Annotated in this window: 13 protein-coding genes; 11 read left to right on the top strand and 2 right to left on the bottom strand. The window is 73.2% G+C overall.

Annotated elements, in window-relative coordinates:
* Positions 1 to 371 precede the first annotated feature (371 nt).
* On the bottom strand, positions 372 to 2174 hold the full coding sequence (locus ACH4T9_RS13855; protein ID WP_396671402.1) for a beta-N-acetylhexosaminidase: 1803 nt from the start codon (positions 2172 to 2174) through the stop codon (positions 372 to 374).
* A gap of 309 nt (positions 2175 to 2483) precedes the next feature.
* Between ACH4T9_RS13855 and ppdK the strand changes: the two genes are divergently transcribed.
* A complete protein-coding gene (gene ppdK / locus ACH4T9_RS13850; protein WP_396671401.1) occupies positions 2484 to 5219 on the top strand; it encodes a pyruvate, phosphate dikinase in 2736 nt (911 codons plus the stop codon).
* Between the two features lie 127 nt (positions 5220 to 5346).
* Here the strand turns inward: ppdK and ACH4T9_RS13845 are convergent, their stop codons facing one another.
* A complete protein-coding gene (locus ACH4T9_RS13845) occupies positions 5347 to 5853 on the bottom strand; it encodes a roadblock/LC7 domain-containing protein (RefSeq protein ID WP_396671400.1) in 507 nt (168 codons plus the stop codon).
* 234 nt (positions 5854 to 6087) lie between these two features.
* Between ACH4T9_RS13845 and ACH4T9_RS13840 the strand changes: the two genes are divergently transcribed.
* The 10 genes from ACH4T9_RS13840 to ACH4T9_RS13795 all read left to right on the top strand — a co-directional run bounded on the left by ACH4T9_RS13840 (position 6088) and on the right by ACH4T9_RS13795 (position 17621).
* Positions 6088 to 6438 carry a VOC family protein gene (locus tag ACH4T9_RS13840; protein ID WP_396671399.1) on the top strand — a complete coding sequence of 117 codons (351 nt, stop codon included), beginning with the start codon at positions 6088 to 6090 and terminating at the stop codon, positions 6436 to 6438.
* Between the two features lie 4 nt (positions 6439 to 6442).
* The gene (locus ACH4T9_RS13835) at positions 6443 to 7702 is read left to right on the top strand and encodes a deoxyguanosinetriphosphate triphosphohydrolase (protein ID WP_396671398.1); all 1260 of its coding nucleotides are present in this window, start codon (positions 6443 to 6445) and stop codon (positions 7700 to 7702) included.
* Positions 7703 to 7800: 98 nt separating this feature from the next.
* Complete coding sequence (locus tag ACH4T9_RS13830; RefSeq protein ID WP_396671397.1) at positions 7801 to 8631, top strand: siderophore-interacting protein; 831 nt, start codon at positions 7801 to 7803, stop codon at positions 8629 to 8631.
* Between the two features lie 177 nt (positions 8632 to 8808).
* Positions 8809 to 10680: a DNA primase gene (gene dnaG, locus ACH4T9_RS13825; protein WP_396671396.1), complete on the top strand. Its 1872-nt coding sequence runs from the start codon at positions 8809 to 8811 to the stop codon at positions 10678 to 10680.
* Entirely contained in the window at positions 10680 to 11216 is a 537-nt protein-coding gene (locus ACH4T9_RS13820) for a hypothetical protein (protein WP_396671395.1), read from the top strand. The genes dnaG and ACH4T9_RS13820 overlap by 1 nt, the downstream gene beginning before the upstream one ends.
* A 298-nt stretch (positions 11217 to 11514) precedes the next feature.
* The gene (locus tag ACH4T9_RS13815) at positions 11515 to 12051 is read left to right on the top strand and encodes a hypothetical protein (protein WP_396671394.1); all 537 of its coding nucleotides are present in this window, start codon (positions 11515 to 11517) and stop codon (positions 12049 to 12051) included.
* Between the two features lie 159 nt (positions 12052 to 12210).
* Positions 12211 to 13443, top strand: a complete 1233-nt coding sequence (locus ACH4T9_RS13810; protein ID WP_396671393.1) for a YihY/virulence factor BrkB family protein — start codon at positions 12211 to 12213, stop codon at positions 13441 to 13443.
* A 247-nt stretch (positions 13444 to 13690) separates the two neighbouring features.
* Entirely contained in the window at positions 13691 to 14869 is a 1179-nt protein-coding gene (locus ACH4T9_RS13805) for an ROK family protein (protein ID WP_396671392.1), read from the top strand.
* 110 nt (positions 14870 to 14979) lie between these two features.
* Positions 14980 to 16491, top strand: a complete 1512-nt coding sequence (locus tag ACH4T9_RS13800; protein WP_396671482.1) for a sugar ABC transporter ATP-binding protein — start codon at positions 14980 to 14982, stop codon at positions 16489 to 16491.
* A complete protein-coding gene (locus ACH4T9_RS13795; protein WP_396671391.1) occupies positions 16488 to 17621 on the top strand; it encodes an ABC transporter permease in 1134 nt (377 codons plus the stop codon). Before ACH4T9_RS13800 ends, ACH4T9_RS13795 begins: the two co-directional genes overlap by 4 nt.
* The last annotated feature ends 102 nt before the right edge of the window (positions 17622 to 17723 follow it).

Raw genomic sequence — 17723 nt, 5'->3', positions numbered from 1 at the left:
GAACACCAGCGGCAAGGGCGGTCCTACGGATCAGATCGGTACGCATGATGGCGTGCTCCTCTGGTCGGGGGACACGCGACAACACCCGCAAGAAAGCAACGTGTGCGCCGCGAAAGGGGGGAATCAGATCAAGGGGACAACCGCGGCGGCTCGGGGGGACCTGCTCACGTTGTCCGGGGGGTGTAACCATCCCGGCCGGGCCGGCATTCCGCCGGGGGCCCAGGGTTCCGGGGGCTGCCCCGGGCCGGTCTCGCCCGGGTGAACCATGTACAACGCCCCCGACCCCCCACCGATTCCACCCCCACGGTGACCCCGACCACCGGACACCCCACCCCAAACCACCCACCATCCCGTCGGCTTGGTCAAAAGGTTCACGTCAACGGCGCGGCGAATCCCAACGCGTCCGTCTGGGCTGTGGTGGCCTTGGCCGCGACGTTTGGGCGGGTCTGGGTGGGGAGGCGGGGTGCGCCGTGGGACTCCGCCGGCCAGGGGATCTCCGGGGCGCGGTGGAAGGTGATGCCCGCGATGCTCCAGCGCGGGCCGTGGCCGGCGAGGCGGTCGCGGAAGGCGGACCAGTCGTGGGTACGCCGGGGCGACCAGGCCAGCTCCGCCACGGCGGGGAGCCGGGGCAGCAGCATGAACTCGATCTCGGCCAGCGAGGTGACGAACTCGGTCCAGAGCGGGGCCTCCACGCCGAGCACCGCCTCGGCCGGCACGCCGTCCAGGTGTGTCCCCGGGTCCCAGTCGTACGCACGGGCCACGTCGATCAGCCCGGCCCAGTCGTGTCCGATCGGGGTGTCCGGGGCGTACCTCATGTCGAGGTAGGCGTGGTTGGCGGGGGAGAGGATCAGCCGGGCGCCGCGCCGGACGGCCTCGGCGGCCACCGGGTCGTTGCCCTGCGTGCCCCACCACTGGAGGATCCGCCCCTCGGCGTGCCCGGCCGGGGCGATCTGGTGCCAGCCGACCACGATCTTCCCGGTGTCGGCGACGATGCCCTGCAACCGCTCCACGAAGTGGGCGTACACGTCGGGTGGGACCTTGAACGCCTCGTCCCCGCCGATGTGCAAGTACGGGCCGGGGGTGTGGGCGGCGACCTCGCCGAGCACGTCGGCGACGAAGGCGTACGTGCGCTCGTCGACCGGGTCGAGGTAGCTGAAGCCGACCGCGGTGCCGGTGTACGGCGGCGGCGCGACCCTCTCGGGCGCAAGCTCCGGGTACGCGGTCAGCGCCGCGTTGGTGTGGCCGGGAAGGTCGATCTCCGGGACGACCGTGACGTGGCGGCGGGCGGCGTACCGGACGATGCGCCGGTAGTCGGCCGCGGTGTAGCAGCCGCCGGGGCCGCCGCCGACCTCAGTCGCCCCACCGACGGTGGCCAGCCGGGGCCGGGCATCGACGGCGATCCGCCAGCCCTGGTCGTCGGTCAGGTGCAGGTGCAGGTGGTTGAGCTTGTACCGGGCCAGGTGGTCGATGACCCGCAGCACGTCGGCGACGGCGAAGAAGTGCCGGGCGACGTCGAGCATCGCGCCCCGGTACGGGAACCTGGGCCGGTCGACGATCGTTCCGCCGGGCAGCGTCCAGCGTTCGGTCACCGGGGTGGGACTCTCGATTGCGGCCGGCAGGAGCTGGCGCAGGGTCTGTACGCCGTGGAACAGGCCGGCCGGGGTGGCAGCGGTGAGCCGTACCCCGTCGGATCGGACGTCGAGTCGGTACCCCTCCGCGCCGAGGGCTTCGGCCCCGACAGGTCCGGCGGTGTCGGGCCTGGCGGTGTCGGGCGGGTCGGTCGGTCCCGTGGCGTAGGGCCCGGCGCCGGACAGCGTGAGGGTCAGGCAGCCGGGCGGGTCCGCGACGGTGTCGGTGACCGGGACCGGGTAGCCGGTGGCCGGGCGGAGCAGGGCGGCGAGCTGCTCCGCGACGTCCCGGGCGGCCGGGTCCGGGTCGACCCGGACGACCGCGTCGGCCGGGAGCGTGAAGTCGGCGGCCGGGTCGGGCTCGACCCGTTCCGGCGCGGGCACCACGTCGCCCAGCCGGACCGGGGCCGGCGGCGCGAGCCGGTCGCCGGCCGCCCGGGCGGCGGCCCGGGCCAGTTCGCCGGCGGCCGGCCGGTGACCGGCCAGGTCGGCCGGGGCAAGCGGGTCGGGGCCGGTCTCGGGGGCGCGGGGCGGGACGGGCGGCACGGCGTCGACTCCCGGGTGTATTTGCGAGTGATATGGCAAAGATGAGGTTCGACAGAACCAGCGTCAAGAGTACGAGAGGAGCGGGAAAATGCGTGATAGTGCGCGTGGAAGCGGTTCCAAATACCGGTACGGACACGCATAGTCGGGATAGCTGTGCCGATTGTCACCGAACGGGCCCAGGTCAGGCGATGTTCGCTTAACCTTCGCCCACCGATCGGCGACGACATCGGATTGCCGGTGGCCGGCCCCGGGGTATGGAGGATCTGAACCTTCGTTAAGTGTCAGTCCCGGCGCACGTGGGAGGCTCTGGTGGCAGCGCAAGAGATGGTCGATCGCAAGTACGTCTACGACTTCTCCGAGGGCAACAAGGAGCTCAAGGAGCTTCTCGGTGGCAAGGGGGCCAACCTCGCCGAGATGACGAACCTCGGCCTGCCCGTGCCCCCCGGCTTCACGATCAGCACCGAGGCATGCAAGGCGTACCTCGCGACCGGCCGGGAGCCGGACGGGCTGGCCGGCCAGATCGAGGCGCACCTGGAGTCGCTGGAGCGCGGGATGGGCCGGCGGCTCGGCGACCCCGACGACCCGCTGCTGGTCTCCGTCCGCTCCGGCGCGAAGTTCTCCATGCCGGGCATGATGGAGACCGTCCTCAACGTCGGCCTCAACGACCGCAGCGTCGTCGGGCTCAGCGCCCAGGCGGGCGGCGGGGCGGGCCAGACCACCTCCGGCGGCGCGAACCGGTTCGCCTGGGACTCCTACCGCCGGCTGATCCAGATGTTCGGCAAGACCGTGTGCGAGGTGCCGGGCGAGGAGTTCGAGCAGGCCCTCGACGACGTCAAGCGCGCCCGGGGCACGCAGAACGACCTCGATCTGGACGCGGACGACCTGCGCGGGCTCGTCGACGCGTACAAGAAGATCTTCGCCAAGCACACCGGGCGGGAGTTCCCGCAGGAGCCGCGCGAGCAGCTCGACCTGGCCATCCGCGCGGTCTTCGAGTCGTGGAACGCCGAGCGCGCGGTGCTCTACCGTCGCCAGGAGCGCATCCCGGCCGACCTCGGCACCGCGGTCAACGTGGTGGCCATGGTCTTCGGCAACCTCGGCCCGGACTCGGGCACCGGCGTCGCGTTCACCCGCGACCCGGCCAGCGGCGCGCAGGGCATTTACGGCGACTACCTGGCCAACGCCCAGGGCGAGGACGTGGTCGCCGGGATCCGCAACACCGTGCCGTTGCAGGAGCTCGAGCGGCTGGACAAGAAGTCCTACGACGAACTGCTCGGCATCATGGCCCGGCTGGAGGAGCACTACCGGGACCTGTGTGACATCGAGTTCACCATCGAGCGCGGCAAGCTGTGGATGCTCCAGACCCGGGTCGGCAAGCGCACCGCCGCGGCGGCGTTCGTCATCGCCGGGCAGCTCGTCGACGAAGGGCTGATCGACCTGGACGAGGCGCTGCACCGGGTCAACGGCGCGCAGCTCGCCCAGCTCATGTTTCCCCGGTTCCAGCTGGACCACGAGTTCGAGCCGGTGGCCAAGGGCATCGGCGCGTCGCCGGGCGCGGCGTCCGGCAAGGTGGTCTTCACCTCTGCCCGGGCGGTCGAGCTGGCCGGCGCGGGGGAGGCGGTGATCCTGGTCCGCCGGGAGACCAACCCCGACGACCTGAACGGCATGATCGCCTCCCAGGGCATCCTCACCTCGCGGGGCGGCAAGACCAGCCACGCCGCCGTGGTGGCCCGGGGGATGGGCAAGACCTGCGTCTCCGGCGCCGACGAGATCGACGTCAACGTGCCGGCGAAGATCTTCACCGTCGGCGGGCACACCGTCGCCGAGGGTGATGTCGTTTCCATCGACGGCACCACCGGCAAGGTGTACCTCGGCGAGGTGCCGGTCATGCCGTCCGAGGTGGTGCAGTACTTCGAGGGCAGCCTCGACCCGGAACACATCGACAACGCGTTGGTCCGGGCCGTACACCGGATCATGACGCACGCCGACGGGCGGCGGCGGCTGGCGGTGCGGACGAACGCCGACACCGCCGCGGACGCCGCCCGGGCCCGGCGCTTCGGCGCGCAGGGCATCGGGCTGTGCCGCACCGAGCACATGTTCCTCGGCGACCGGCGGGAGTTGGTCGAGCGGCTGATCCTGGCCCGCACCGACACCGAGCGGCAGGACGCGCTGGCCGCGCTGCTGCCGTTGCAGCGCGACGACTTCGTGGAGATCTTCCGCGAGATGGACGGGCTGCCGGTCACCGTGCGGCTGATCGACCCGCCGCTGCACGAGTTCCTGCCCCCGCTGGAGCAGCTCGCCGTGGACGTCGCCGTCGCCCAGGAACGCGGCGAGGACGTCGCGAAGGAGGAGGCGCTGCTCGCCGCCGTCCGGCGGATGCACGAGGAGAACCCCATGCTGGGGCTGCGTGGGGTCCGGCTCGGCCTGGTCATCCCCGGCCTGTTCGCCATGCAGGTCCGGGCGATCACGGAGGCCGCGGTCCGGGTCACCCGCGAGGGCCGGGCGGCCTGCCCGGAGATCATGGTCCCGCTGGTCGGCGCGGTCCAGGAGCTCGAGACGGTACGCGCCGAGGCCGAGAAGATCATCGCCGAGGTGGTCGGGGACAGCGGGGTCGAGGTGCTGATCGGCACGATGATCGAGGTGCCCCGGGCGGCGCTGACCGCCGGCCAGATCGCCGAGGCGGCGCAGTTCTTCTCCTTCGGCACCAACGACCTGACCCAGATGGGCTGGGGCTTCTCCCGCGACGACGTCGAGGGCGCATTCTTCTGGCGCTACCTGGAACTGGGCATCTTCGGCATCTCTCCGTTCGAGTCGATCGACCGCGACGGCGTGGGCCGGCTGGTGCGGATCGCCGCCGAGGAGGGCCGGGCCGCCCGGCCGGAGCTGAAGCTCGGGGTCTGCGGCGAGCACGGCGGCGACCCGGAGTCGGTCCACTTCTTCCACGAGGTGGGGCTGGACTACGTCTCCTGCTCGCCGTTCCGCGTCCCGGTGGCCCGGCTGGAGGCGGGTCGCGCCGTGGTGGAGAGCGACGGCTCCGACAGCCGTTGACGACCGGCGTTGACGACAGCCGTTGACGACCGGCGTCGACCGACCGGCGTCGCCGACCCGCGGCGTCGGCCGATCGGCGCCGGTCCCGGTGGGTGAGCCGCACGCACCCCCACCGGGACCGACGGGCTCAGATCGGTGGGCGCCGCCAGCCGGTGACACGGGACGCGTTGGGGGCCCGGCCGGGCAGCGTCGCCATGGGGGTCCGCATGGCCAGCGGCGCGTGCGGGTCCGGCACCGGGACCGGGCCCGGGACGACCGCCGTGCGCTGCCGGTCGAAGACGGAACCCGCCCGGTCGGCCACCTCCCGGGCCTCCGTGTGCAGCGTCTCCAGGTCGGTGCCCGCCGTGGTGACCAGGGTGAGCAGGGCGTGCCGGCCGGCCGGGTAGGTCACCACGCAACCCCGGGCGGTGCGTACCACCGATTCCTGGAACTCGCCGTGCCGCACCGTGTCGGCGACCCGATTGCCGAGGCCGAAGCTGGCCGCGGCCAGGGCCGCCAGGTGGGTTGCGTCGGTCGTCGGCAGGTCGCTGGAGATGAGCAGGCCGTCAGTGCCGGCGAGCACCGTGCCGGCGACCTCCGGCCGGCGTCGGCGCAGCCCCCACAACTCCGTTCCCAGCACCGCGTCAGCGTCCACGAGCGTCACTTCCCGTCGTGCATTCAGATGTGCGGATCTTCGGTAACGTTCTGCTCCGGAAACGCTACCCGCCGCCACGGCGGCCCGCGACCCCCGCGACGGTCGGCGATCGGTCGACAACTCTCGACTGATCGGCTGTTGCAAAACCCTCACCTTGCCCGCTGAGCCGAGCGGGCCGCTCCGGCGTAACCTGAGCGCGCGAGTGTGTCGTATCGCCGGTGGAAGGTGGACCGCATGGCCAGCGTCTGGGAAAGTCTGACCGTCGACGCGCGGGATCCGGCCCGGCTCGCCCGCTGGTGGGCCGAGGTCCTGGGCTACCAGGTGGTCAACGACCAGCCCGACGAGGTGGAGATCCGGCAGTCCGTCGACCAGCTCCCCGGCATCGTCTTCCTGCCGGTCCCCGACGACCGGCAGGTCAAGAACCGGCTGCACCTCGACCTGCGCCCGGCCGACCAGGAGGCCGAGGTCGAGCGGCTGGTCGACATGGGCGCCCGGCACGTCGACGTCGGCCAGGGCGACGTCGGCTGGACGGTGCTGGCCGACCCGGAGGGCAACGAGTTCTGCGTGCTGCGGCAGCGCGGGTAGTACAGTGAGCGATCGGCAGGAGGGCGTCCCCGGCGGCGAGCCGGCCGACTCCGCGCGCTGGGTCGCCGAGCTGCCCAAGGACGCCGCGCACGGCCGCTCACCGTACGAGCGGGACCGGGCTCGGGTGCTGCACTCGGCGGCGTTCCGCCGGCTCGCCGCGAAGACCCAGGTGCACGTCGCCGGCACTGACGACTTCCTGCGTACCCGGCTGACCCACTCGCTGGAGGTGGCGCAGATCGCCAGGGAGATGGGTGCCCGGCTCGGCTGCGACCCCGACGTGGTGGACACCGCCGGGCTGGCTCACGACCTCGGGCACCCGCCGTTCGGGCACAACGGCGAGGCCGAGCTGGACCGGCTCGCCGCGGCCTGCGGCGGCTTCGAGGGCAACGCCCAGACGCTGCGGGTGCTCACCCGGCTGGAGGCCAAGGTGCTCGGCCCTGACGGGCGGTCCGTCGGGCTCAACCTGACCCGGGCGTCGCTCGACGCCACCGGCAAGTATCCCTGGCCGCGCCGCCCGAGCGAGCGCAAGTTCGGGGTGTACGCCGACGACCGACCGGTCTTCGACTGGCTGCGCGCCGGTGCCCCGGACGGCGGGCGGCGCTGCCTGGAGGCGCAGGTGATGGACTGGGCCGACGACGTGGCGTACTCGGTGCACGACGTCGAGGACGGCATCCACGGCGGGTACGTCGCCCTGCGCTCGCTGCTGGCCGACCCCGACGAGCGGGCCGCGCTCTGCGCCGACGTGGCCGCCGCGTACTCGGGGGAGTCCCCGGCCGATCTGGGGGAGGTGCTGGTCGAGCTGCTCGCCGACCCGGTGCTCGCCCCGCTCCTCGGGTACGACGGCAGCCACCGCGCCCAGGCCGCGCTGAAGGCCACCACCAGCGTGCTGACGGGCCGCTTCGTCTCGACCGTGCTGGCCGCCACCGGCGAGCGCCGCGGCCCCGGCCCGCTGCGCCGGTATGCCGCCGACCTGGTGGTGCCGCGCCTGGTCCGGGCGCAGTGCGCGCTGCTCAAGGGGATCGCACTGCGCTATGTGATGCGCCGGCCCGGGTCCCGGTGCCGGTACGAGCGGCAGCGGCAGATCCTCGCCGAGCTGGTCTCCGCCCTGACCCAACGGGCGCCGGAGGCGCTCGACGAGGTCTTCGCCCCGCTGTGGCGGGCCGCCCCGGACGACGGCGCGCGGCTGCGCGTGGTGATCGACCAGGTCGCCTCGCTCACCGACCCGGCCGCGCTGGCCTGGCACGAGCGGCTGCTCGCCGACTGAGCCGCCGGGGCGGCCGAGCGGCGACCGGGCTGGCCGGGCCGGCCGACGGGCCCGAGCGGCCGGTAGGAAGCCGGGGCGACTTAGGCTAGCCTAAGCACATGACGGATCGCCCGAACAAGGTCACCACCGCCCGGGTCCTACGGACCGAGCGGCCCACCCCGCACCTGGTCCGGCTGGTGCTCGGCGGCGAGGAGCTGACCGGACTGCCGGTGGGCGAGTACACCGACCACTACGTCAAGCTGGTCTTCGCGCCGCCCGGGGTGACCTACCCGGAGCCGGTCGACCTCGCCGCTATCCGCCGGGACCTGCCTTCGCAGCAGTGGCCCCGGCTGCGGGCGTACACCCTGCGGGCCTGGGACCCGCTGGCCGGCGAGCTGACCATCGACATCGTGCACCACGGCGACGTGGGGGTGGGCGGTCCGTGGGCGGCCGGGCTGCGCCCCGGCGACCCGGTGTCGTTCGTCGGCCCGGGCGGGGCGTACGCGCCGAGCCCGGACGCCGACTGGCACCTGCTGGTGGGCGACGAGAGCGCCCTGCCGGCGATCGCCGCCGCCCTGGCCCGGCTGCCGCTCGACGCCCCGGCGAAGGTCTTCGTCGAGGTGGCCGACGCCGCCGACGAGCAGCCGCTGCCCAGCCCGGGCGCGGTGGAGCTGACCTGGCTGCACCGGGGCGACCGGCCGGTCGGCGAGGCGCTGGTGGCGGCCGTGACGACGCTGGACTTCCCGCCCGGCGACGTGCACGCCTTCGTACACGGCGAGGCGACCTTCGTCCGCGAGCTGCGCCGGCTGCTGCGCGTCGAGCGCGCCGTGCCCCGGGAGCGGCTGTCGATCTCCGGCTACTGGCGGCGCGGCATGGACGACGAGGGCTGGCGCTCGACGAAGGCCGACTGGAAGCGCCAGGAGGAGGCGGAGGAGGCCACCGCCGCCTGAGCGACCCTGGCGCGGGGGGACGGGTCGGCCTGGTGGTGCTGCTGGACCGGGGCCGCCCGTGGCCAGGGTCGAACCCGTTCCGGCCCCGGACGGGCGGCGGCACGCGCCACAAGTCGTCCCCCCGACGCCGGATCGCCGTCCCCGGCAGGGCAGGATGTGGGGCCGAGGGGGTGGCGGATGGCTGGGCGGATCCGGGACGAGGACATCGCGCTGGTCCGGGAACGCACCTCGATCGCGGAGGTCATCTCGGACACGGTGACCCTCAAATCGGCCGGCGGCGGCAACCTCAAGGGGCTCTGCCCGTTCCACGACGAGAAGAGCCCCTCGTTCAACGTCTCGCCCGCCCGCAACGTCTGGTACTGCTTCGGCTGCGGGGCCGGCGGCGACGCGATCAAGTTCCTGATGGACGCCGAGCATCTCAGCTTCGTCGAGTCCGTCGAGCGGCTCGGCGCCCGCGCCGGCATCCAGCTCTGCTACGTCGAGAACGACCAGACCACCCCGCGCGCCCGCCCGCAGCAGGGACAGCGGCAGCGTCTGGTGGCCGCCCACGCCGCCGCCGTCGAGTTCTATCGGGCCCAGCTCGGCACCGCCGGCGCCCGGGCGGCCCGGGAGTTCCTGGCGCAGCGCGGCTTCGACCGGGCCGCCGCCGAGCGGTACGGCTGTGGCTTCGCCCCGGACGCCTGGGACCTGCTCACCAAGCACCTGCGCCAGCAGGGCTTCAGCCATGACGAGCTGGTCACCGCCGGGCTGTCGCGTCCGTCGCGGTCCGGCACGCTGATCGACCGGTTCCGCCGGCGGCTGATGTGGCCGATCCGGGAGATCACCGGCGACGTGATCGGCTTCGGGGCCCGAAAGCTGTTCGACGACGACGACGGCCCGAAGTACCTGAACACCCCCGAGACGCCGATCTACAAGAAGTCGCACGTGCTCTACGGCATCGACCAGGCCAAGCGGGAGATCGCCAAGCAGGGCAAGGTGGTCGTCGTCGAGGGCTACACCGACGTGATGGCCTGCCACCTCGCCGGCGTGCCGACGGCCGTGGCGACCTGCGGCACCGCGTTCGGCTCCGACCACATCGGGGTGCTGCGCCGGCTGCTGCTGGACACCGACGACGTCGCCGGCGAGGTCATCTTCACCTTCGACGGGGACGCCGCCGGGCAGAAGGCCGCGCTGCGTGCCTTCGAGGACGACCAGCGCTTCGTCGGGCGTACCTTCATCGCGGTCAGCCCCGACAACATGGACCCCTGCGAGCTGCGCCTGGCCAAGGGCGACCTGGCGGTCCGCGACCTGGTCGCCCGCCGCGAGCCGCTGGTCGACTTCGCGCTCCGCCACCTGATCAACCGGTACGACCTCGACACCGTCGACGGCCGGGTCGAGGCGATGCGCCGGGCCGCCCCCCTGGTGGCGAAGCTCAAGGACCGGGAGAAGCGCCCCGAGTACGTGCGCAAGCTCGCCGGTGACCTCGGCATGGAGATCGAGCCGGTGCAGCGGGCCGTGCTCGCCGCCGCCTCGGGCCAGCCCGCCGGGCAGGCGGCGCCCCCACAGGCCCGCGGGGCCCGGGGCGTGCCCGCCGTGGACAGCCCGCTGTCGCTGGTCGAGCGGGAGGCGTTGAAGCTCGCCGTCCAGGAGCCGGTGCTGGCCGGCCCGATGTTCGACGCGGTCGAGGCGTCGGAGTACCGCCACCCGCTGCACGTGGCCGTGCGGGAGGCGGTCGCGGCGGCCGGCGGTGCCGCCGGCGCCACCGGCGGGGCCGTCTGGGTCGAGGCCGTCCGCGACGCGTGCGCCGACCTTGCCGCTCAGGCCCTCGTCGGCGAGCTGGCCGTCGAGCCGCTGCGGATCGACGGTGAGCCCGACCCGCGGTACGTCTCGGTGACCATGGCGCGTTTGCAGTGGGGCTCGGTGACCGGCCGGATCAGGGACCTCAAGTCCAAGATCCAGCGGATCAACCCGGTCAGCGACAAGGACGAGTACTTCGCGCTGTTCGGTGAGCTGCTCTCGTTGGAGCAGCACGCACGGGCGCTGCGCGAGCAGGCCGCGGGAGGACTCTGATGGGACTGTTCAACCGTAGGCCGAAGCTGCCCCCGGCGGCCCGCCCGCCGCTCGCCGACGACGAGCGGGTGCTCGCCTGGGCCGCGGTCGGCGACGGCGACGGCGACGGCGTGGTGGTCGCCAGCAACCTCGGGCTCTGGCTCCCCGGGCGGGGCCACCGGCTGGGCTGGCACGACATCCTCAAGGCCGGCTGGTCGGGCCGGGAGCTGACCGTCACGCCCGCCGAGCGGGTCGCCGAGCGGGACGGCTACCTGGTGGTGGCCGACTGCCCGGCCGAGACGTACCTGCTGCTCGACCCGGGGGAGCTGCCGCACCAGGTACGTACACGGGTGACCAACTCGGTCGCGTACACCGAGCAGCACCCGGTGCCCGGCGGCGCCGGCCGGATCGCCGCCCGCCGGGTGCCCGGCGAGGACGGCCTGACCTGGACGGTCCGCTACGACCCCGGCACGCCGGCCGACGACGAGCCGGTGGTCGCCGAGACCGACCGCCTGGTCGCCACCGCCCGCGCCGCCACCACCCCCACCAACCTCTAGCTGCCCCGCCCCGCCCGTTTCATGATCGTCTGTCGGTGAGGGAGAACTGGCACGGTGTGTCGTGTCCGTTCTCAGCAGACGATCATGACTCTGCTTGTCTGCCCGTAGTTGGGCAATCTTCATCCCGAGATTGATCGTGCGGGGGGACCTGGCCACCTTCGGCCGCTGCGTCGGCAGCCCGCGCTCGGCCTCACCCCGGTTACCGTGCCGGTGCGGAGCGGCAGCCTGAGGAGACGTCTTCCTACAGCTCACCGGCCGCACCCTCGTCGACTGGCCCCTACCGGAAGCGAACCCCCTCGTGCTTACTGTCCCCCGGCGCCAGGCCGGACTCACCGCCCTCTACCTCGGCGTCTTCGCGACGATCTGGTTCAGCGTGCCGGCAGCCGACCAGCCACTACGAACGCTGCTGATTGTCGCGAGCGTCGCGGCCCTGGGCACGGCGGTGGTCGGTGCCGTGGTCGTCGCGCGCAGCCGTCCCGGGGCGGGTGCCGTCGGGGACCGGGCGTCGGACCGCCGGTACCTGCTCATCGTGGTGGCCGAGTTCGCCGCGGCGGGGCTCGGCGCGGCGCTGCTGGCGGTGCTCGGGCGCCCGGCGTACGCCCCGGTGCTGGTCTGCGCCGTCGTCGGCGCCCATTTCTTCCCGCTCACCCCGCTGCTGCGCGACCCCCGGCTGCGGCTGCTCGGCGTCGCGATGTGCCTGGTCGCGCTCGCCGGCCTGGTCACCGGGCTCGCCTCGGCCGTGGCACCGGGCCTGGTCGTCGGCGTCGGTGCCGGGCTGCTGCTCTGGGCGTACGCGGTGTGGACGCTGGCCACCGCGCCCCCGCCGGCTGGCTGACGCCGTCCTGGCCGCTGAACGTGACGCGCCTGCTGGTGGCGACCGTGCCGGGGCTGGTGGTGGCGGCCCGCCGGATGGAACGTCTGCTCCACCGTCAGCGGTTAGTGGCCTCCTTCCCGGGGCATGTCCGAGTGGACACCGCGACCATGAGGAGGGGCGATGGCCTCCGACGAGACTTCCGTCCGCGCCGGACGCGACCGGGACGGCGCCCGCACCGCGGGCGCGGCCCGGCCGGGCGCCGACAGCCGGATCGACGCTGATCAGGCGGGGACCGGCCGCAACCAGGCCCGGCCGGACGCGGCCCGGGACCGGCAGGACGCCGGCCGGGACCGGGCCCGGCGTGATGCGGGCCGGGACCGGAGCGGCTCGGACCGGGACCGGCGGGACGCGGACAGCGACCGGCGTGGCTCGGTCCGGGACCGGCCGGTCGGTCCGGACGAGGGGCCGGACAGCCCGACGGAGCTGTCGGGCACCGGCTGGCTGGCGACGCTGAAGCGCACCGTGCGGGAGTTCCAGGACGACAGCCTGACCGACTGGGCAGCGGCGTTGACCTACTACGGGGTGCTGTCGATCTTTCCCGGCGTGCTGGTGCTCATCTCGATCCTCGGCCTGCTCGGACCGAGCGCCACCGAGGGGGTCAGGGACACCGTCAACCAGGCGGTGCCGGAGGGCAACATCCGGCAGATCATCTCGGCCGCGATCGACCAGGCGTCCGGTGCCGGCGGGCTGGCCAGCGTCGCCGCCATCATCGGTCTGCTCGCCGCGTTCTGGTCCGCCTCCGGGTACGTCGCCGCGTTCATGCGCGCCTCCAACAGCATCTACGACGTCCCGGAGGGGCGGCCGATCTGGAAGACCCTGCCGATCCGGGTCGGGGTGACCGCCGTGATCGGCGTCCTGCTGCTGGCCAGCGCGGTGATCGTGGTCTTCACCGGCCGACTCGCCGAGGAGGCGGGCAGCGCCATCGGGATCGGCTCCACCGCGGTGACGGTGTGGAACATCGCGAAGTGGCCTGTGCTGCTGGTGCTGGTCAGCCTGATGTTCGCGATCCTCTACTGGGCGTCGCCGAACGCCCGGCACGGCGGGTTCCGCTGGGTCAGCCCCGGCGGGGTGCTGGCCGTGCTGATCTGGCTGCTGGTCTCCGGGCTGTTCGCCCTGTACGTCGGCAACTTCGGCTCGTACAACAAGACGTACGGGGCGCTGGCCGGTGTGATCATCTTCCTGGTCTGGTTGTGGCTGAGCAACATCGCGATCCTGCTGGGCGCGGAGTTCGACGCGGAGTTGGAGCGCAGCCGGGCGATCGCCGCCGGGCACCCGGCCGAGGTCGAGCCGTACGTCGAGCTGCGCGACGACCGTAAGTTGAAGAAGAAGCGCAACTCCGCCGGCCGACGCTGACCTTCCCCTCCCACCAGGGCCGTCGCCTGCCGCTTCGGAGCCCGCCGCCCCGTCTCGCCCCGCGAGGCGGGGCGGCTGCGTGAACCCGTCGGCCCTTCCAGATCACCTGCCGGCTTTTGTTTGAACGGACAAAAGTTGGATCCAGGCTGTCCGAAGCTCTGGACAGGCGGTACGGAAGCCTCCTACTGTGTCGGACACAACACATCGACGTGCTTGTCGATCCGAATCGAGGCGGAGGTGAGTGCCGGTGCGGACGGTGGAGCCCCTGCACCTGCGGCTGTTGCGGTTGCTCCGCGACGAGGGGGCCGTGTCCCGGGCGGAACTCGGGGACCGGTTGCAGATGCCGCGTCCCCGGTTGCTCGCCGAGCTGGAACGGCTGGTCGGCCTCGGCTACGTCGCCGAGGCCGGTCTCGCGGCCTCCCGGGGTGGGCGCCGGTCCACGCTGGTGGAGTTGCACCCCCAGCTGCGCTTCGCGGCGGTCGACCTCGGGGCCAGCTCGATCGACGTCGAGGTGGTCAACGGCAGGCTGGAGACGGTCGCCGCGTACGCGGAGCCGGCCGACATCCGCAGCGGCCCCAAGGTGATCCTGCACCGGGTCAACGAGCTGCTGCACAAGGCGCGGGTCGACGGGGCCTACGACCGGTTGCACGCGGTCGGCGTCGGGGTGCCCGGGCCGGTGAGCTTCCGCGACGGGGTGCCGGTCTCTCCGCCGATCATGCCCGGCTGGGACCGGTTCCCGGTCCGTGAGCTGCTGACCCGCGAGCACGGCTGCCCGGCGGTGGTCGACAACGACGTCAACATCATGGCGATCGGCGAGCGGCACGGCGGGGTCGCCCACTCGGTGGACGATTTCCTGTTCATCAAGATCGGCACCGGCATAGGGTGCGGGATCTACCTCGGCGGTGGCGTCTACCGGGGCACCGACGGCTGCGCCGGCGACATCGGGCACATCCAGGTCGACCCGCACGGTCCGATGTGTTCCTGCGGCAACGCCGGCTGCCTGGAGGCGCTGTTCAGTGGCGCCGCGCTGGCCCGGGAGGCGAACGTCGCCGCCCGCAGTGGGGTGTCCCCGGCCCTGGCCGACCGGCTCGCCAACCGCGGCGTGGTCACCGCCCGGGACGTCGCCGAGGGCGCCGTCGAGGGGGACGTGACCTGCATCCAGCTCATCCGCGAAGGCGGCCGGCGGGTCGGCGGCGTGCTGGCCGGCCTGGTCAGCTTCACCAACCCGTCGATGATCGTGATCGGTGGAGGGCTGGCCCAGCTCGGCCACATCCTGCTCGCCGAGATCCGCAGCGTGGTGTACCGCCGCTCGCTGCCGCTGGCCACCGGCAACCTGCCGGTGGTCCTGTCCGAGCTGGGCCCGCGCGCCGGGGTGGCCGGCGCGGCCGTGCTCGCCAGCGACGTGGCCTTCGGAGAGGCGTCATGACCACGCCCGCCGACGCCCCCGGCCCGGACGGCCCGCTGGTCGAGGAGGCGTCCGCCGGGCCGGCGGACGGCCCGCTGGTCGAGGCTCCCGCCGACACCGTTCCCGGCGAAGTGGTGCTGCGCCTCACCGACGTGGTGAAGACCTTCCCCGGCGTACGGGCGCTGGACGGGGTGCAGCTGGAGGTGCGGGCCGGCGAGGTGCACTGCCTGCTCGGGCAGAACGGGGCTGGCAAGTCCACCCTGATCAAGGTCCTCGCCGGGGTGCACCGCCCCGACTCCGGCCGGGTCGAGTGGCGCGGGCAGCCCGCCGAGTTCGCCAACCCGCAGGCCGCCATGCGGGCCGGAATCGCCACCATCTACCAGGAGCTCGACCTCGTCGAGGACCTGTCGGTGGCGGAGAACGCCTTCCTCGGCCACGAGCCCCGCCGGGCGGGCTTCGTCCGCCGCGGCCGGATGGCCCGCCGGACCCGGGAGATCCTCGGCCGGCTCGGCCACGGCGAGATCCCGCCGGGGCGGATGGTCCGGGCGCTGCCGGCGGCCGGCAAGCAGATCGTCAGCATGGCCCGCGCGCTGTCCCACGAGGCCCGGCTGATCATCATGGACGAGCCGAGCGCGGTGCTGGCCCACGACGAGGTGGGCAACCTGTTCCGGATCATCCGGGAGCTGACCGCGCAGGGCATCGCCGTCATCTACATCTCCCACCGGTTGGAGGAGATCCGGGAGATCGGCGACCGGGTCACCGTACTCAAGGACGGCCGGACCACCGCGGCGAACCTGCCGGCGCGCGACACCCCGACCCGCGACCTGGTCGCCCGGATGACCGGCCGCACCATCGAGTACGTCTTCCCGGACCGCCCGGCAGGCTCCGGCGCGGGCGCGGAGCTGCTCCGGGTCGACGGCCTGACCCGGTCCGGCGAGTTCGCCGACATCTCGCTCAGCGTGCGGGCCGGCGAGATCGTCGGCATCGCCGGGCTGGTCGGCTCCGGCCGGTCCGAGCTGCTGGAGACCATCTACGGGGCGCGTCGCGCGCACGCCGGTACGGTCCGGATGGGCGGGCGCGAGCTGCGCCCGGGCAGCGTCGGCGCGGCGGTACGCGCCGGCATGGGAATGGCACCCGAGGAGCGCAAGAGCCAGGCGTTGCTGCTCGGCGAGCCGATCCACCGCAACGTCACCCTGGCCACCTTCGGCCGGTACGCCCGCCTCGGCTTCACGAACGAAGGGCGGGAACGGGCCGAGGCCGACCGGATCGCGGACTCCCTGGAGTTGCGCCCCCGCGACGTGCGGCGGCCGGTGCGCACCCTGTCCGGGGGCAACCAGCAGAAGGTGGTGGTCGGGCGCTGGCTGCTCGGGGACACCCGGCTGCTGCTGCTCGACGAGCCCACCCGCGGGGTGGACGTCGGTGCCCGCGCCGAGCTGTACCAGGTGATCCGAGAACTGGCCGCCCGGGGCGTCGGGGTCCTGCTGGTCTCCAGCGAGGTGCCCGAGGTGCTGGGCCTGGCCGACCGGGTGCTGGTGCTGCGGGAGGGCCGGACGGTGCGCGAGGCGCCCGCCGACGAACTGGACGAGAACACGGTGCTCGACCTCGTCATGGCGGGGTCCCTGATGGAAGGCGCACCCGCATGAGCGACAGCGCACCCACCGCCACGCCGGACCGGCCGGGGGCGCTGCCGGCCCAGTCCCCGCCGGTGGACCCGGCCGTGACCGGGGCGGTCGGCAAGGGCCCCGGCCACGGGTCCGGCGGAACCGGCCGGCTCTCCTGGTGGCGCGGCGACGGCGGCGAGGGCGCCCGACGCAACCTGGCCCTGATCGGGGTCCTGGTGGTGCTGATCCTGATCGGCATCGCCACCCGGCCCGACCTGTACGGCGACTCCGGCTGGGTGTGGAACAACATCCTCACCATCCTCAAGCTCGCCTCGGTGGTCGGCGTGGTCACCGTCGGCATGACCTTCGTGATCATCGGCGGCGGCATCGACCTGTCGGTCGGCGCGATCGTGGCGCTCGCCGGCGTCTGGTCCACCACGCTCGCCACCCAGAGCTACGGCGCGGGCGGCATGATCTTCACCGCGCTCCTCGTGGGCCTGTGCGTGGGCCTGGTCAACGGCCTGCTCATCTCGTACGGGAAGCTGGTGCCGTTCATCGCCACGCTGGCCATGATGGTGGCCGCCCGGGGGCTGGCCGCCCAGATCTCCGGCAAGCAGACCCAGGTGTCGGACAACGCGACGATCAACGGCATCGCCAGCACCGACCTCCTCGGCATCCCGCTGCTGGTCTACATCCTCGCCGCCGTGGTGGTCGCCGGCTGGGTGCTGCTGAACCGGACGACGTTCGGCCGGCGCACCGTCGCCGTCGGCGGAAACCCGGAGGCCGCCCGGCTCGCCGGCATCAACGTCCGGTGGCACACCGTGCTGCTCTACGCGCTCTCCGGCCTCTGCTGCGGCATCGCCGCGGTCATGCTGACCGCGCAGGCCACCTCCGCCCAGGCGGCGATGGCGAACCTCTACGAACTGGACGCGATCGCCGCCGCGATCATCGGCGGCACGCTGCTCAGCGGCGGGCGGGGCACGATCGTCGGCTCCCTGCTCGGGGTGATCATCTTCTCCACGATCACCAACCTGTTCGCCATCAACGGCCTCTCCACCGAGGCCCAGAACATGGTCAAGGGCGGCATCATCGTCGCCGCCGTCCTGGTCCAGCAGTTCCAGTTCCGCAGCCTCACCCAGTTCCTGAGCCGCAACCGGCTCACCACCGGCTGATCCAACGACCGGGCACCACCACCGGATTCCACCCCCGCACCACAGCGGTCGCCGTCGCACCGACGGTGGCCGGGCCCCGCACACCCTCTTCCACCCACCACC

Source organism: Micromonospora sp. NPDC020750 (genome assembly GCF_044334565.1).
Classification (GTDB): Bacteria; Actinomycetota; Actinomycetes; order Mycobacteriales; family Micromonosporaceae; genus Micromonospora.
This window is presented reverse-complemented; position numbering and strand designations above follow the sequence as displayed.

What these genes read in the sequence shown, in the direction of transcription:
- ACH4T9_RS13830 (WP_396671397.1), top strand. Translation starts at nt 7,801, where the DNA reads ATGACGGATCGCCCGAACAAGGTCACCACCGCCCGGGTCCTACGGACC.
- ACH4T9_RS13795 (WP_396671391.1), top strand. Translation starts at nt 16,488, where the DNA reads ATGAGCGACAGCGCACCCACCGCCACGCCGGACCGGCCGGGGGCGCTG.
- ACH4T9_RS13810 (WP_396671393.1), top strand. Translation starts at nt 12,211, where the DNA reads ATGGCCTCCGACGAGACTTCCGTCCGCGCCGGACGCGACCGGGACGGC.
- dnaG (WP_396671396.1), top strand. Translation starts at nt 8,809, where the DNA reads ATGGCTGGGCGGATCCGGGACGAGGACATCGCGCTGGTCCGGGAACGC.
- ACH4T9_RS13840 (WP_396671399.1), top strand. Translation starts at nt 6,088, where the DNA reads ATGGCCAGCGTCTGGGAAAGTCTGACCGTCGACGCGCGGGATCCGGCC.
- ACH4T9_RS13820 (WP_396671395.1), top strand. Translation starts at nt 10,680, where the DNA reads ATGGGACTGTTCAACCGTAGGCCGAAGCTGCCCCCGGCGGCCCGCCCG.